The sequence below is a fragment of the Pricia mediterranea genome, assembly GCF_032248455.1.
In the GTDB taxonomy this organism is placed as follows: Bacteria; Bacteroidota; Bacteroidia; order Flavobacteriales; family Flavobacteriaceae; genus Pricia; species Pricia mediterranea.
Window position 1 is genome coordinate 1,982,548 of the sequence record NZ_JAVTTP010000001.1, and the last position, 15,724, is coordinate 1,998,271.

Annotated in this window: 10 protein-coding genes; 9 read left to right on the forward strand and 1 reads right to left on the reverse strand. The window is 47.8% G+C overall.

Annotated features, from left to right (window positions below):
* Positions 1-458 precede the first annotated feature (458 nt).
* The 7 genes from RQM65_RS08260 (at position 459) to RQM65_RS08290 (ending at position 11,638) form a co-directional block, all read left to right on the forward strand.
* Positions 459-1,865, forward strand: a complete 1,407-nt coding sequence (locus RQM65_RS08260; RefSeq protein WP_314014079.1) for a Gfo/Idh/MocA family protein — start codon at positions 459-461, stop codon at positions 1,863-1,865.
* Positions 1,866-2,037: 172 nt separating this feature from the next.
* Entirely contained in the window at positions 2,038-3,030 is a 993-nt protein-coding gene (locus RQM65_RS08265) for a Gfo/Idh/MocA family protein (RefSeq protein WP_314014080.1), read from the forward strand.
* A gap of 9 nt (positions 3,031-3,039) precedes the next feature.
* Complete coding sequence (gene nagA / locus RQM65_RS08270) at positions 3,040-4,248, forward strand: N-acetylglucosamine-6-phosphate deacetylase (protein WP_314014082.1); 1,209 nt, start codon at positions 3,040-3,042, stop codon at positions 4,246-4,248.
* Positions 4,249-4,413: 165 nt separating this feature from the next.
* The gene (locus RQM65_RS08275) at positions 4,414-5,655 is read left to right on the forward strand and encodes an Nramp family divalent metal transporter (RefSeq protein ID WP_314014084.1); all 1,242 of its coding nucleotides are present in this window, start codon (positions 4,414-4,416) and stop codon (positions 5,653-5,655) included.
* 52 nt (positions 5,656-5,707) lie between these two features.
* On the forward strand, positions 5,708-6,466 hold the full coding sequence (locus tag RQM65_RS08280) for a glucosamine-6-phosphate deaminase (RefSeq protein WP_314014086.1): 759 nt from the start codon (positions 5,708-5,710) through the stop codon (positions 6,464-6,466).
* A 339-nt stretch (positions 6,467-6,805) separates the two neighbouring features.
* On the forward strand, positions 6,806-9,904 hold the full coding sequence (locus tag RQM65_RS08285; protein WP_314014087.1) for a SusC/RagA family TonB-linked outer membrane protein: 3,099 nt from the start codon (positions 6,806-6,808) through the stop codon (positions 9,902-9,904).
* A gap of 9 nt (positions 9,905-9,913) precedes the next feature.
* Positions 9,914-11,638 carry a SusD/RagB family nutrient-binding outer membrane lipoprotein gene (locus RQM65_RS08290; RefSeq protein ID WP_314014089.1) on the forward strand — a complete coding sequence of 575 codons (1,725 nt, stop codon included), beginning with the start codon at positions 9,914-9,916 and terminating at the stop codon, positions 11,636-11,638.
* An 88-nt stretch (positions 11,639-11,726) separates the two neighbouring features.
* Here the strand turns inward: RQM65_RS08290 and RQM65_RS08295 are convergent, their stop codons facing one another.
* Positions 11,727-12,461 (reverse strand): FadR/GntR family transcriptional regulator, encoded by a 735-nt coding sequence (locus tag RQM65_RS08295; protein ID WP_314014091.1) that lies wholly within the window; start codon positions 12,459-12,461, stop codon positions 11,727-11,729.
* 346 nt (positions 12,462-12,807) lie between these two features.
* Between RQM65_RS08295 and RQM65_RS08300 the strand changes: the two genes are divergently transcribed.
* On the forward strand, positions 12,808-14,493 hold the full coding sequence (locus RQM65_RS08300) for a sialidase family protein (RefSeq protein WP_314014093.1): 1,686 nt from the start codon (positions 12,808-12,810) through the stop codon (positions 14,491-14,493).
* A gap of 90 nt (positions 14,494-14,583) precedes the next feature.
* A complete protein-coding gene (locus tag RQM65_RS08305; RefSeq protein WP_314014095.1) occupies positions 14,584-15,690 on the forward strand; it encodes a metallophosphoesterase in 1,107 nt (368 codons plus the stop codon).
* Positions 15,691-15,724: the final 34 nt, after the last annotated feature.

Sequence of the window (15,724 nt, forward strand, 5' to 3'; positions counted from 1 at the left end):
TACGGGTGAATGAATTCCCTTCTCCTGTCTGTCCTCGGCTTCCTTAAAAAAGTTGACCGCGTTGATGGCACCTACTGAATCGGGCAGTACAAAACGGGTACCGATTTTTCGGCCGGTAAGGTCCCCGGGATATTCACCACATGACCGCCTCCGCCAATAGCAGATTCATTTCTGCATTCGTCAATATCCGCTTTGGGGAATCACAGGCCAAAATAGTCTCTGAGTGCAGCTCGGACCAGGAGGCAAAATCATCGGGCCTCCCATAAAAAAATCCTTTTGAGCATCCCTTCTATGAACTAATTAAGAATAAAATTAAATAAATCATAAATATAGGCGATATTAATATTAGAATCCAAATCAATAAATTCACCGAGAAGTAATCGTACAGAGAAAAGAATATTCATACCAACCCAAAAGATCTTAAATTCCTATCTTGTCAATGTTAAAATCCCAGAATCATGAGTCAGGAAAAAAAACCGATTACCCACCGATCCGATGTAGGCGATGACGAGAAGAATCCACATGGTCCGAAGTCGGACTCCAGGAGAAACTTTGTAAAAAAGGGCGCTATGGCTTTCATGGCCGGCGGCATCCTACCTGCTTTTAGCGCTAAAAGCTACGCGAACATCATAGGCGCTAACGAGACTATCAATGTTTCTGTGATGGGTGTCAATAGCCGGGGCAACGCCTTGGCGCAGAATTTCGCGTCCCAAAAGAATTCGAAGGTAATCCACGTTTGTGATGTTGATAGTCGCGCGATTACAAAGTGTATCGCCGCGTTAAAAGAGCGCCAGAACGGGAAAGTGGAATCCTTTACCGATTTCCGAAAATCATTGGAAAGCAAAGATGTGGATGCCCTTGTCATTGCGGCTCCGGACCATTGGCACGCCCCCGCATCGCTGATCGCGTTAGAGACCGGCAAACATGTGTACGTTGAAAAACCCGTTAGCCACAACCCGCACGAGGGCGAAATCTTGGTCGAAGCGGCCAAAAAATACGGGAAGGTCGTGCAAATGGGCAATCAGCGCCGATCGTGGCCGAACGTGATCGAAGCGATACAGGCATTAAAAGACGGGGTGATCGGCAGGGTCTATTACGGAAAGGGATGGTACACCAATAACCGCGGCCCGATAGGTGTCGGCAAGGAGGTAGCCGTTCCGGAATGGCTCGATTGGGACCTATGGCAAGGGCCGGCCCCGAGAAAAGAGTATAAAGATAATATTGTACACTACGACTGGCACTGGCGTTGGCACTGGGGCACTGGAGAGGCCCTGAATAACGGCACCCATATGGTTGACCTCTTGCGCTGGGGCATGGAGGCCGATTATCCGACCAAAGTAAGCTCCAACGGGGGCCGGTACCGTTATGACGATGATTGGGAGACGCCCGACACCCAGATTATCAACCTCGATTTTGACGGTGAAAAAACCATGTCTTGGGAAGGCCGTAGCTGCAATGGCAAACCAATCGAAGGAACTTCCGTGGGAGTCGTTTTTTACGGGGAGAACGGAAGCCTCCTAATTCCATCAGGAAACAGCTATACCCAGTTCGACCTTAAGGGCGAGGTGGTCAAGGAAGTCAAGAACACCGAAGTTATAGATGCCCTGAACAGAAGCAACCCGGCGGAAAAACTGGATGCCCTGCATATCCAAAATATGTTCGATGCCATAAAAAATGGCGGGACTTTGCATTCCGATGTCGATTCCGGACACAAAAGCACGCTTTTGGTGCAGTTGGGCAATATTTCCCAACGGGTGGGCCGTTCTTTGGATATCGACCCTAAAGACGGACACATTATAAAAGATAAGGATGCGCAAAAATTGTGGAGTAGGGAGTATGAAAAGGGATGGGAAATGAAGTTGTGAAAATTTATCGATTTTGTGCGGTCAAGACAGTCAGACCGAGCTTTTCGACTCCGTTCAAGACAGGCGCAGTCGAGACCTCATCGGCCGCCAGGAGCTTTAAGTTCTCGACTGCGCTCGAACGGACAAACTATCAAATAGAGACCACAAAAGATGAATTAATTGATTACATCCTATGAATTCCAGAAGAACATTTATAGAAAGATTGGGCAAGGGCGCCGCTTTCTCCTCCTTGGCATTGAATACACCTTTCGGGGCCAACGCGCAGTGGCTCTCCCGGAACAAAGCAAAAAAAGTGTTTAGAATCGGGATTATCGGAGCCGAGAACTCCCATACCGCCGGTTTCGGTAAGCTTTTCAATATCGAAAAAGCTTACCCCGGAATGGAGGTTAAATATGTTTGGGGGGAGACCAAGGCCTTTGCGGAGAAGGCGATGGAACAAGGTCAAATTCCCAATCGCGTCGATAATCCGAACGATATGCTCGGAAAGATCGACGGACTCATCGTGGACCACCGGCACGCTAAGTACCATCTAGATCCGGCCGTTCCCTTTATCGAGGCCGGCATACCAACTTTTATCGATAAGCCTTTCTGTTATCGCGCCAAGGAAGGCAAGGCCTTTCTGGAGCTTGCCGAAAAACTTGGCACTCCGGTGACCTCGTTCAGTTCTATCGCCAATAGCTACGACACCTTTGACATCAAAGAACAGCTTAAAACCATGGGGGAAATCAATCAGGTAGTACGCTACGGTCCAGTCGAACTGGATTCGGAATACGGCGGAATTTTCTTTTACGGGGTGCACACCCTACAGCCCCTACTCTATCTTTTTGGCGACACCGTGGAGCGCGTCCGCATCCAAAATAACGGAAAAAACAGCACGGCAAGTCTCGTATTCGAAGATGGTATGATGGCCACCATGGTCTTTACCACAACGCGCGGTTGGCGCACCTACGTAGAAAACAGCGAGGGCATAACGGAACTGAATTCCCGATTGGAGGAAAAGCCGAACCCCGGTAAAAATTACGTCGACATGGTACACATGTTCAAAACCGGCGAGACTTCGCGAAGCAAAGAAAGTATCATCCATTGCGTTGCCGTGCTCGAAGCCCTTGAAAAATCGGTAGCCAACGAACAATGGGAAGAAGTAAAGAAATACGGCGAACTTTAAAATTTCATTGTGAAATTACCGAACATCCATATTCTTTTTGTTCTCATCTTAATCTTCCCGATGCCAATTCAAGCTCAAAAAATAGAAGGAATATTGTACAGCGACGGCAAACCGGTTTCAATTACTTCGGATAACGGGAAAATAACGATAGTGTCTCCCTTGAAAAATGATGCCGCAGCTTCCAAAATCTATATCGCCCCTGGATTGATCGATATACAGATCAACGGATATGTTGGAGTGGATTTTTCCGGTCCTGATTTAACGGTCGAGGGCGTTAAAAAAGCGACCAAAGCCTTGTGGAAGGCAGGTGTAACAAGCTATTATCCTACCGTCATCACTAGTGACATCGAGCGGATAAAGTCCAATTTCGCCATCTTGGCCGAGGCACGTAAGGATCCGGAAATCGGATCCTCCATCCCCGGCTTCCATTTAGAGGGACCTTATATTTCCCCGATTGCGGGCTTCCGGGGCGCCCACTTGGAAAAATACATCAAGAAGCCTGATTGGGACGAATTTCAGGAACTGCAAAAGGCGGCCGACGGCGGTATCGAACTGATTACCCTGGCCCCCGAGCTGGATGGTGCCATCCCGTTTATCCGCAAACTTGTCCAGAGCGGCGTTACCGTATCCCTGGGCCATCACAACGGTTCGGCCAAAGATGTAGCGCTTGCCGTGGAGGCTGGCGCCAGATTATCGACCCATCTGGGTAACGGTTGTGCCAACGAAATCAACCGGCACCACAATCCACTATGGCCGCAATTGTCGAGCGACGAGCTGACCATAAGTATTATTGCCGATGGCCATCACCTGACCCGGGAGGAAGTCCGTACTTTTTACAAAACGAAAGGAGTCGATAAGACCATTTTGGTCTCCGATGCCCTTGATCTGGCAGGACTCCCCCCAGGGGAATATACCCGCGGGGAGCGCACCCTCTTATTGACCCCGGACGTAGTCAAACTCCCCAAGGAAAACGTATTGGCGGGAGCTGCATCCCCCATTAGTAAATGTGTGGGCCAGGTCATGGAATATACCGGTTGCTCTTTGAAGGATGCCATTCAAATGGCCAGCACCAACCCTGCGGAATTCTTCGACCTGAACGAACGCGGAACTATCGAAACGGGCAAACGCGCCGACTTAATCCTGTTCACTATGAAAGACAACGAAATGACCATTGAGCAGACTTATGTTAAAGGAGAATTGGTCTTTGCCCGAGAATGATTTTGCGATTAAGTTCATGTTTCATCGGTACCGATGAAATGACAGTAAACAAAATGACATAGGAACTACGATAAAAATAGGCGACCTACTATTATCAAACGTTAAAGGTCTTACGTCTTACCGTCGTAAGTCAAACACATGGCAAAGCCACGTACCGGCCAGCTTATGAAAAATAAAACAGTATCAAAAAAAATTCTCCTAGCCTTAAGTGCTGTAGGACCAGGTCTGTTCCTAATCGGCTATAACATTGGTACGGGCAGCGTGACCACCATGGCCAAAACCGGGGCGGAACATGGCATGGGACTGTTTTGGGCCCTTATTCTCTCCTGTATTTTCACCTATATTTTGATGGTAGCCTACGGAAAAGTGACCTTGGTTTCAGGTAAGACCGCCCTGTTCAATTTCAAATCGGAATTCAAATACGGTTGGGTTTTGTCCCTTTACATTATAATCGCCCTGATCATCGGCGAGCTACTGGCCCTTATTGGGGTGATGGGCATCGTCGCCGATTTGGTGCAGGAAGGTATTCGGCTTGCCTTCGACGGTCTCATCGTCAATACATTTTACATCATTCTGGCCTTTGTAACCGTCCTTGCCTTCTTTCTTTGGTACGGACGCTATCAGACCTTTGAAAAGGCACTTACCATACTCGTGATTTTAATGGGATTATCGTTTGTAGTCGTTTTCTTTATGGTAAAGCCGAGTATGTCCGTAATAGCCGAGGGGATGGTGCCCAGTATCCCCGATACGCCGGGAGCCTTGGGCCTTATTGCCGCCATAACGGGCACCACCTGCTCCGCTGCCGTATTCATCATGCGTAGTACCGTGGTGGCCGAAAAGGGATGGGGAATCAAAAATTTGAAACAGGAGAAGAAAGATGCGGGGGTATCGGCATCCATGATGCTCTTACTGAGCGGCGCCATCATGGCCGTTGCCGCGGGCACCTTGTACGTTTCGGGCCAGACCCTTGAAGATACAGTCGAAATGATATATCTTTTTGAGCCTATTGGTGGAAAGGTGGCCGCCTTTATCCTGATCATCGGGATTGCAGGCGCGGGATTGTCAACTGTATTCCCAATCGTTCTGATCGCACCATGGCTGGTATCCGATTATCGTGGCACACCGCGGAACATCCACTCGACCTTATCGCGTGTTCTTATTTTCATAGCGCTACTATTTACCTTTGGCAGTGTTTTTCTGGAAGAACGCCCGCCGGCCCTCATGGTATTTTCACAGGCTTTTCAGGCCTGTATCCTTCCAGCGGTGGCCATCCCGATATTCATACTGATCAACAAGAAAAAATTAATGCGGGAGCACACCGCCAAGACCAGATGGAACATCGGAATTATTGCCGTCATCCTCTTCTCCCTGCTCACTTCCTACTTCGCGATCGCGGAGTTCTTGTAACCAGCAGTGAGAAGAAAATGCCAGAAAGCCTTAACAATTAATTTTATTATTGATGAAAGAGTCCTTACAAATAGATAACCTGAAAGTAGAAGTCTATGAAACCTCTGATGCCATGGGCATGGCCGCGGCGGACTTTGTACAAGAAAAATTATCCGCGGCCATCGAAGAAAAAGGCAGTGCCAACATAATCTTGGCCACGGGCGCCTCACAGTTCAAGTTCCTCAAGGCCCTAAAGGAAAGGGTTATCGATTGGCACAAGATCACGGTTTTCCATTTGGATGAATATCAGGGGATTTCCGATACGCATCCCGCCAGCTTCCGTAAGTATTTAAAGGATAGGATCCTCGATGCGGTTCAGCCGAAGGAAGTCCACTTCCTTAACGGGGATGCCGATGATTTAGAGACCGAGATGGACCGGTATGCCGAGATATTGCAAAAACATCCGATAGATATAGCCTGTATCGGGATCGGCGAAAACGCACATATCGCATTCAACGACCCACCAGTAGCGGATTTCAAAGACCAAAAATTGGTCAAGTCGGTCATCTTGGACGAGGCTTGTAGAAAACAGCAATTGGGCGAGGGTTGGTTCCCCAGCCTTGACGAAGTGCCCGAGCGCGCCCTTACCTTAACTATACCCGCTATAATGGCTTGCAAAGCCATCAGTTGCGTAGTGCCCGATGAGCGCAAGGCGGAAGCCGTGTACAATACCCTCAACAACGAAATCAATACAGATGTTCCGGCCACTATCCTAAGGCGGCACGAACAGACCCGAATGTTTTTGGATACGGCCTCGGCGACGAATTTATAGATTTTCCGGCACCAGTCTGCCGACATACCTGAACGAAAGTTCCATCATACCCAGTCCTCCGCTCTTTCAGAGACCACGGGAATTTCAATGTAGAATAATCACCACCCCCTGATTTTTTTTGGCATCTCAGCGCTACGTGGGATGCCGTTTCCAGAAATGGAAGCCCCCCGTTGTGCTGACAAGTACGCTCAGCCTTTACGACGTAGATTTGGCAAATATTATGTCGGACATAATGAAAAACTTTTGATATCTTTGGGAAGATTTACCGATATATGTTAAAAGCTCGTTAACGGGCCGAGTTGCGAATACCTATAAATACACTAACTTAATTAGACTAACATGACTCAAAAAATTCAGTATGCCTTGACGTTTGTGACCTTGCTGTTCATGCAAGTGGCAACAGCTCAAGAAACCACGGTCACAGGGGTTGTTTCCGACGCAGAGGGAATACCGATACCCGCCGTAAACGTGGTTGAAAAAGGAACTACGAACGGCACCTCCACCGATTTCGACGGAAATTACACCATCGATGTCGGCGAAGGGGCCACCCTGGTCTTTTCTTCTATGGGCTTCGGCTCGCAGGAAGTAGCGGTAGCGGGTCAAGAGACCATTAACGTTACTCTTTCCGAAGATTCACAGCAATTGGACGAGGTCGTGGTCACGGCCTTGGGGATTACAAGGGAAAAGAAATCCTTGGGATATGCTATTACCGAACTCCAATCTGATGACATAAACACTATCAAGGATGCCAACGTCGCAAATTCCCTAGTAGGTAAAGTGGCCGGACTAACGGTTAGTCAATCCGGTGGGGCAGGTTCTGGTTCACGTATTGTGATCAGGGGCAACAATTCCATTACCGGCAGAAATCAGGCATTAATTGTGGTCGATGGCATTCCTATCAACGATTCGGGAAACGAATCCGGCGGTAGCGTCTACAATAGCTCTGTTTCCGGAGGCGGTATTACAGACATCAACCCAGAGGATATTGAAAGTGTTTCGGTACTCAAGGGTCCGAATGCAGCTGCATTGTATGGATCACGAGCTGCCGCAGGTGCCATCGTCATCACCACTAAAAGCGGTGCGCGATCTACAGGACTTGGAGTTTCACTAAATTCGAACATTACCACCGAGCGGCCCATGTTTCTGCCCGACTATCAGAACACTTACGGTCAAGGTACCAACGGTACGGTCTATCCCGATCTAGAAGGTTTGGGTGGTTCGTCTTGGGGTTCAGTACTGAACGGAGCGTCACAACTATACTTTGATGGTTCGCAAAAGCCATATACTGCGCAAGGTAACAACGTTTCCAACTTTTTTGAGACAGGGGTTCAAAATATCAATTCCATTGCCCTGACCGGGGGTGGAGAAACCTATAATGCCCGGCTTTCCTATACCAATAACAATACCTCTACAATTTTGCCCAATTCCGGTCTCGAAAGCCATAATTTTAATCTTAGGGCAATGACCGATCTTTCGGACAAGCTCAGTTTTGATGCAAAAGTGACCTATTTTACTCAAAACTTGAATAACAGGGTCTCCCTCGGCTCTGAAGGTGTATTGGCCTATGTATACGCCATGCCTCGAAATGTTAGAACGTCAGATCTTAAAAGGTATCAGGTGGAAAACCCTACCCTATACGACCCCGATAACAACATTAGTGATTACGACGTCATCAGTTATACCGGACAAGGCAAGAGCACGGGCAACCCCTACTGGATATTAGGGGAAGATAGCAATAAAGAAAACAGGGACCGTTTTCTTGGGTTGGCGAAACTCGACTATAAGTTCAACGATTGGTTATCTGTATTCGTTCGGATGAGTGGCGATGTTACCAACATCGGTACATCGCGGATAACAGCCGAAGGAAATCATTTCTCGAGGTTCGGCGGACTCGGTTTCTCCGAGACGAAAATTACCGAACTGAACTCCGATTTTCTTTTCAGTGCCAACCGCGATATAACCGAAAAACTGAATGTGGCGGCCAACTTGGGCGGAAATCTTTTGAAGACGGTTAAGAGGGAAATGGAAATCACCGGGTCTAGGTTCAAAATACCGAACAGACACATTCTGGCCAATACTCAGGAACAGACCACAAGACACGAACCTAATGCCATTAAAAAAGTAAATTCGCTCTATGCCACCCTTAATTTTGCTTATGACGATTTTCTTTATTTGGACTTAACGGGAAGAAACGACTGGTCGTCGACCCTGCCAGAACAAAACAGGTCTTTTTTCTATCCTTCAGTAAACGTTTCCCTTTTAACACATCGTTTCATCGATCCCGAAAGGAAGGTGCTCGACCTGCTCAAAATTCGGGGCAGTTGGGCCCAAGTGGGTAACGACACAGGTGCCTATCAGCTCTTGCAGACGTACCCAGTGAGTACCATCGGATATCTAGGACTGACCGTATTGGGCTTTCCCGATGTTAAGTTTAATCCGGACTTAAAGCCCGAAAGCGTAACCTCTTCCGAAATCGGGTTCGAGGCACGGTTGTTCCAGAATAGACTACATGCCGATTTTTCCTATTACGACATCCTTACGGAAGACATGATTTTTAGGACCCCGGTCAATCCCGCTACAGGATACAGTTTCTTTTTGGACAACTTTGGCGAGGTGCAGAACAAAGGTTTTGAATTTCAGCTCGGGGGCGCTCCCATCAGAAACGATAGCTTCACTTGGGAAGTGGATCTCAACTATTCCAAAAACGATAACACGGTCAACGAAATGATCGAGGAGTTGGAAACGGTCGTCTTGAACACCACTAATAGCGGCAATGTATCGATAAGAGCTCAAATTGATGGGGGTATCGGCGATATCTACGGTACGGTATGGGACACCGACGACCAAGGTAACTTTTTGGTCAACGCGGAAGGCCTCCCTATAGCCTCATCCGAACCTGTGTTGATCGGAAATTCTCAGCCGGATTGGCAGGGAGGAATCACTAATACTTTCAACTATAAAAATCTATCTATGCGTTTCTTGGTAGATGGCAGGTTTGGCGGAAAGGTATATTCGGCCACATCGGCTGCATTGGATGCCGCTGGGGTATCCGAGAGAAGTTTACAATATCGCGAAGAAGGCATCGTACTTGATGCGGTCAACAGCGAGACCGGGGAACAAAATACCGAAAGGATATCGGGTCAACGCTATTGGCAAGAGTTTTCATCGATTGCAGAGAACTACATCTATGACCAGACAAATATTCGCCTGAGGGAGTTTTCGTTAACCTATAGCCTGCCCAGCAAGTTCTCGGAATCCATCGGGGTCAATTCCGCCTCTCTGGGGGTAATCGGAAGAAACCTATTTTTTATCCACAAAGATGCGCCCGATATCGATCCGGAGGCCGTTTTGGGTACTGGACTAAGCGGTCAGGGCATTTCGCTGAACAATGTACCCACGATACGGAGTGTCGGTATGAATTTTATTCTTAACTTTTAAAAAAAAATCATGAAAAATATATTCAAAAAAGGAATTCCGGTCCTGTTTGTTCTTTTCGGATTCTTCGGATGCTCCGACTTCGATGAGATAAACGAGAATCCCAATCGGTTTACATCAGATGAAGTCAGTGCCAAATTCTTTATGACCGAATTGCAGATTCAATTATATGCACCTAATCGATTCCCTTACTGGCGGGCACAGCTGATCCATGCAGACCGTTACGCCGGTCATTTTACCTTCGGGTTCAATGGCAGTTGGTGGAACGATGGCTTGGGATACGATTACAATTCTGGTTACACCGACGCAGCATATGATTACATGGCCGGCTACCTCGGTAAACTAAGCGGCTTTATAAATTTCGTCCAAGATGGGGGGGACCTTGAAAACGAACAGTTCTACGCTATAGGACTTATCATGAAGGGACTTTACTATCAAATGTATGTAGACACGTTTGGGATGGCCCCCTATAGCGAAGCTTTCGATCCAGAAAACCTGACCCCGAAATACGATGAACTGGCTATCATCTACGAGGGCGTTATCTCAGAATTGGATGAGGCAATGTCGATAATCGGTGACGCAAGCGTCACTGGAGACGGCATAGAGCTTTTGACCAACAACGACCTTTTTTTTAACGGAGACATGCAAAAATGGAAAAAACTGGCGAATACCCTTAAGTTAAGGATGGCTTTGCGCGCAGAGGGGGCCGAAGGTGCCAGTTTTGCCGAAAACGCTATTGCAGAGGCTATGGCAGCTCCCCTTCTGACCACGGAGGATGAAAATGCACTGATGGAGAAAGATGTGGAGATAAGTCAGTGGGCCAATGCCGCCTATGGTGATGTTTGGTGGAATTTCGGACTGGGCTCGAACTGGACCGTGGGAAGAACGCTTATCGATTATCTAAGGGAAAACGACGATCCTAGATTGACCCGATACGCCCAACCCATCGACGGGGGCGAGGTGGTCTTGACCCAGGCCGCCGAAGGTGAGGCAAGGGACATGTTTGCCAAGCACGCCGAATTTATACTGCAGCAACTTGAAGATGCAGAAGTACCATTTACCACCACCTCGGGAAGTAAAACCGTGGATGGGGTTTCCGTGGATACCGTAGGGGTGTCCATTGCCCCTGGCGAATATTATGTCGGCCAACCTACAAGGCTGAACGGGTTTATTTATAATCAAGTTAAGGAGGAATTTTTTTCTCGACCGGCCGACATTGTAATCAACCCCAAGAACCAAGGCAAGCCTATTTTCCCAGAAATAGTGATGTCCGCTGCGGAAGGCAACTTTTTGCAAGCTGAGGCAATTGTTAAAGGTATGGGAGCCGGCGACGCACAGGCCCTGTACCAAGAAGGCATCCGCCAGGCGATGAAAATGTGGGAGGTCCCCGATGGGGAAATCGATACTTTTTTGGCTACAGAAGATATCGCTCTTTTGAACGGAACCTCAGAGGAGAATTTGGAAAAAATAGCCGTTCAACTCTGGTTGGCTTCCTACACCGATGGATTCCAAGCTTGGGCCGTTGTCCGAGACACGGGCTATCCTTCCGAATTGTATAATGGAGTTTCCGATTTTGACATCTTTGAGGTCGGTACGACCTTGAACGGTGCCTATCCCCAAAGAATGCGCTACGGGAACGGAGCTTATAACACAAATGGAGATAACACCTCGGCCGCTGTCCAGCAACAGGGACCCGATGTCCAAGGCACTACATTATGGTGGGCCAAACAGCAATAAGGTAAAAAGTTGCCGTGATAATTTAATTTTTGAGTTAGTAGTTAGTTTTTTGCGAAAAAGGTCTTGAACTCGTCATCCAAGGCCTTTTTTATTTGGTGTTGTTCTTACAAAATGTATAGTCAAAATGGGGCTCCAAATGCCGTCGCATGGCTTTTCGGAAAGTTTCGGGCGTGCCGATTTTCAGGTTTTCCCACAGATGGCGGTGGCTTACAAAACCACCTTTGGTGAAATGGTATTCGTCAAGATCGATATGCTTGGTTTCTTCTAAGTGCACATAGTTAAATACAGGCAGTAATAAATCCTGAAATTTCTGCAACGTCGTGTTGTTCGACATTTGGTACAGCTTACCGTGAAACGCAAACTCTCTGTCCAACGTGAAGCGTATCTTACCGCTATCGGCGGCTTCCTCGGCATCGACGATTTCCTCCAGCTCATCGATATCTTTTTGAGTTTTGTATTCGAAAAGGAAATCCGCCATACCCATCTCCAAAATCAATCGGAACTCGAACAACTGTCTCAAGGTTTCCTCCCCCAATAGCGTAGGATCCATGATACGTGCAAAATTATTAATAATATCGGGCCGCTTGAGCGTCATACCCTTATGTTTTTTGGAATCGATAAGTCCCAGTGTCCGTAATCGTAGGAGCGCCTCGCGCACAACAGTCCGACTAACCCCTAAAGATTCGGCAAACTCTAGCTCCTTGGGGATCGAATCACCTGGTTCCAGGCCATTGTCCTTAAAAAAAGACAGTAGTCGAACTTCCACCTTATCGACAAGGGAACCTGTATCTACCGGTTTTAGATTTTTTAGCTTCGTCTTCATGGTCTTGATCGGATATAAATTTGACTATCTTTCAACTTACGAAAATAGCAAGATTTAGCTTAAATTAGTAGCATGACTTTCATATTCCATGGATTACGTCGCACACTATAAAAACGCGCTAACTACCTTTTTTGGCAGAAAGCTCCTTGAACCTGCTGATAGGAGGCTATTTTACCTGCCTCAATCGGACCCGAAAGGTTTGTGATACAGATAAGTTCGTTTGGTTGCAGACTCGGCAGGCCCGGCTCTTCTCAGGAAGAATCCCAGAAGCCGACGCAAAAAAAAATTAACGGGCCCAGCCCAACTACCAGCCGGTTCGTAAATGTAAACCTTTAGCAGCAAATTTATGTTTTTCAATCACCTCTTCGCACTCTTGATTTCTTTGACGCTGCTTATCGGGTGCAAAAACCCATTGACCAATATATACGGTCCCGTTATCGTCGGGTCGCCTCCTTCCAATGCCTTTGTTGGATTGGTGCGATTAGACAGTGGAGAGCTTCGCCATTACAATTACGGTCAGGGGAATGTAGAAGGGAATCCCTACTATATCCGGAGCGTAGATAACGGGTTTACATGGGATACGGTACCTGTTGGCAGTAGATGGGAAGGGGCAGATGTAAAAAGTCCGGTCACAGGAGAATACATTCGTTTGATCACGGGTGACGAAGGAGTCATTTGTGCCCGGTCACAAGGGGGCATTGATGGTAGTTGGAGCAAGAAAACAGTGTATCGGGCGAGCGAGGATGAGGGCAGCTATATCATGTTGAAGCCTCCTGTTTTTATCAGGGAGGGCAAACGCGTTCTCGTAGGTGCCCATAGTAGCGCCCGCTTCGGATGTGGGGTCTTCTATTCCGATGATGATGGACTAACCTGGAAACGTTCGCAGTTTGTGCAGGCACCGGACCATCGTCAGGGCGGGGTTCACAAGGGGTATCGATGGAACCATGGCGCCGTAGAACCGACCCTGATCGAACTGAAGGACGGTAGAATATGGATGATCGCCCGCACCGCACAAGATGAACATTTCGAGAGCTTCTCCGAGGATGGGGGAGAGACGTGGAGCCAATTGAAACCATCGCCTTTTTATGGAACCATTACCATGCCTACGATCAATCGCCTGCAAGATGGACGATTGCTTTTTATTTGGAACAACACAACCCCTTTGCCTGAAAAAGAGGACGCCGATGGGGAGTGGGAAGATGTTTTTACCAATCGTGATGTCTTGCATGCCGCCATTTCGAATGACGATGGAAGAACCTGGAAGGGTTTCAGGGAGTTGATCTTAAACCCAAATCGGAACGATAGCGATTACGCGGAGGCTGATCAGCGCTTGAGCCTGGACATGAGCGTCCACCAGAATCAATCGGTAGAATTGCCGGACGGAAAGGTCCTGGTTTCCCTTGGCCAGCATAAAGAACATCGTAAATTATTGATTTTCGACCCAGACTGGCTATCCGAAACCTCAAGGGAGGATGATTTTTCATCCGGGCTCGTTCACTGGAGCACCTTTCTGTATAAAAAAGGAATCGTCGGCCATTGTGCCTACAACAGGGAAAAGGGCGCTGAACTGGTTCCGAATCCAATCGCCCCTGACGAGCAGGTATTGAAGATTGCCAGGACGGACAATAAGGAGCTTGAGATAGCAAACCAGGGAGCGGTCTGGAATTTTCCAGCGCTGCAAAAAGGCCGTTTTGAAACTTCGGTCTATATTCCCGAGGACAGTAAAGGCGGAAGAATAAGTCTTACGGACCGCTGGTTCAACCCATCCGACACGACGGCATACAAGTTTGCAATGTACAATTTTCAGGTATCGCAACTGCGGAAAAGCAAATGGCATACCCTAATTTTTGAATATAACCTTACAGACCAGAACCCGAGTTGCCGGGTAACGGATAAAAGAGGCAGAGAAATAGCCACCCTGCCCTTAAATCACGGCAATCGAAATGGCATCAGCTATGTCCATTTTATTTCAACGGCCAAACATGTAGATGGAGACGGATTCTTGATCGGTAAAGTTAAGAGCGGTCGATGAGACCCATAGAATACTTCTCCGAAACAAGAAAAACCAAAAACACAGCATATTTTTAACCCCTCCCGACTTGGGAATGAAAATAATAAACCAATGAAAAGGATAAACGATTTTTCGCCATCACTGATACAAGGAGTCCTAAAGACGTTGATAATCGCCATCACTTTCTGCACGCTACCTGTTGCTGCACAAGAAAAGTACGAGCCTCCCAAACTCGACGATCCCGACTCTTGGACCATGGTAATCCTTCCCGACCCGCAAACCTATGTCAAGTTCGGCCGCAATCAACCCATACTGGAACTGATGACGGCCTGGATCAGTGAAAATATTGACGATCTTAATATCGAGATGGTCTTGTGTACCGGCGATTTGGTCGAACAGAACGAGATGATCGATCCCGACGGCGTAACCGGCAACCAGACCAGCAAGGGCCAATGGGAATCTGTTTCCAACGCGTTTTCCCGATTGGATGGTCGCGTGCCCTATATCACGGCTGCCGGAAATCACGACTATGGATATAGAAACATCAAGGACCGGAAAACGAACTTCAACCGATATTTTCCTGTGGACAAGAATCCAAAAAACCAACAGCTTTTGCGGAAAGCGGCCATGAACGCGGAAGGCGTTCCAACTCTGGAAAATGCTGCTTTTGAATTTACCTCCCCCCACGGTCGGGAGATGTTGTTTATCAATCTGGAATTCGCTCCGCGAGATACGGTGCTTGCATGGGCAAAAGCCGTGGTGGCCGCTGAAAAATACAAAGACCATACGGCCGTAATCTTGACCCATTCCTACCTCAACGCCGAAAACGAGCATATTGTCAAGGAGAACTATCCGATCGAAGAAGGAAACTACGGAAGAGCCGTTTATGAAAAATTGGTAAAACCCTCTGCCAATATTCAAATGGTCTTTTCAGGCCATATTGGCGCGCCAGATAACCCCAAGGCCCATGTCGGTTTCCGTACCGATCGCAATGCCGCGGGCAAAAAAGTACAGCAAATGGTATTCAACGCCCAGGCCATTGGCGGGGGCTGGATGGGGAACGGGGGAGACGGATGGTTGCGGATCTTGGAATTTTTGCCCGATAAGCGAACCGTGAAAGTAAAGACCTTTTCGCCATTGTTCGCCATCTCGCCCACTACGCAAAAACAGGCGTGGCGAACGGCTGACTATGATGAATTCAGCTTTGAAATCGACTGAGAACGTGAGAATAGCCTGTAGCCATAATGTAATA

Excerpts from the sequence above, each read along its gene's own strand:
- RQM65_RS08260 (WP_314014079.1), top strand. The coding sequence starts at position 459 with ATGAGTCAGGAAAAAAAACCGATTACCCACCGATCCGATGTAGGCGAT.
- RQM65_RS08265 (WP_314014080.1), top strand. The coding sequence starts at position 2,038 with ATGAATTCCAGAAGAACATTTATAGAAAGATTGGGCAAGGGCGCCGCT.
- RQM65_RS08275 (WP_314014084.1), top strand. The coding sequence starts at position 4,414 with ATGAAAAATAAAACAGTATCAAAAAAAATTCTCCTAGCCTTAAGTGCT.
- RQM65_RS08280 (WP_314014086.1), top strand. The coding sequence starts at position 5,708 with ATGAAAGAGTCCTTACAAATAGATAACCTGAAAGTAGAAGTCTATGAA.
- RQM65_RS08285 (WP_314014087.1), top strand. The coding sequence starts at position 6,806 with ATGACTCAAAAAATTCAGTATGCCTTGACGTTTGTGACCTTGCTGTTC.
- RQM65_RS08290 (WP_314014089.1), top strand. The coding sequence starts at position 9,914 with ATGAAAAATATATTCAAAAAAGGAATTCCGGTCCTGTTTGTTCTTTTC.
- RQM65_RS08295 (WP_314014091.1), bottom strand. The coding sequence starts at position 12,461 with ATGAAGACGAAGCTAAAAAATCTAAAACCGGTAGATACAGGTTCCCTT.
- RQM65_RS08300 (WP_314014093.1), top strand. The coding sequence starts at position 12,808 with ATGTTTTTCAATCACCTCTTCGCACTCTTGATTTCTTTGACGCTGCTT.
- RQM65_RS08305 (WP_314014095.1), top strand. The coding sequence starts at position 14,584 with ATGAAAAGGATAAACGATTTTTCGCCATCACTGATACAAGGAGTCCTA.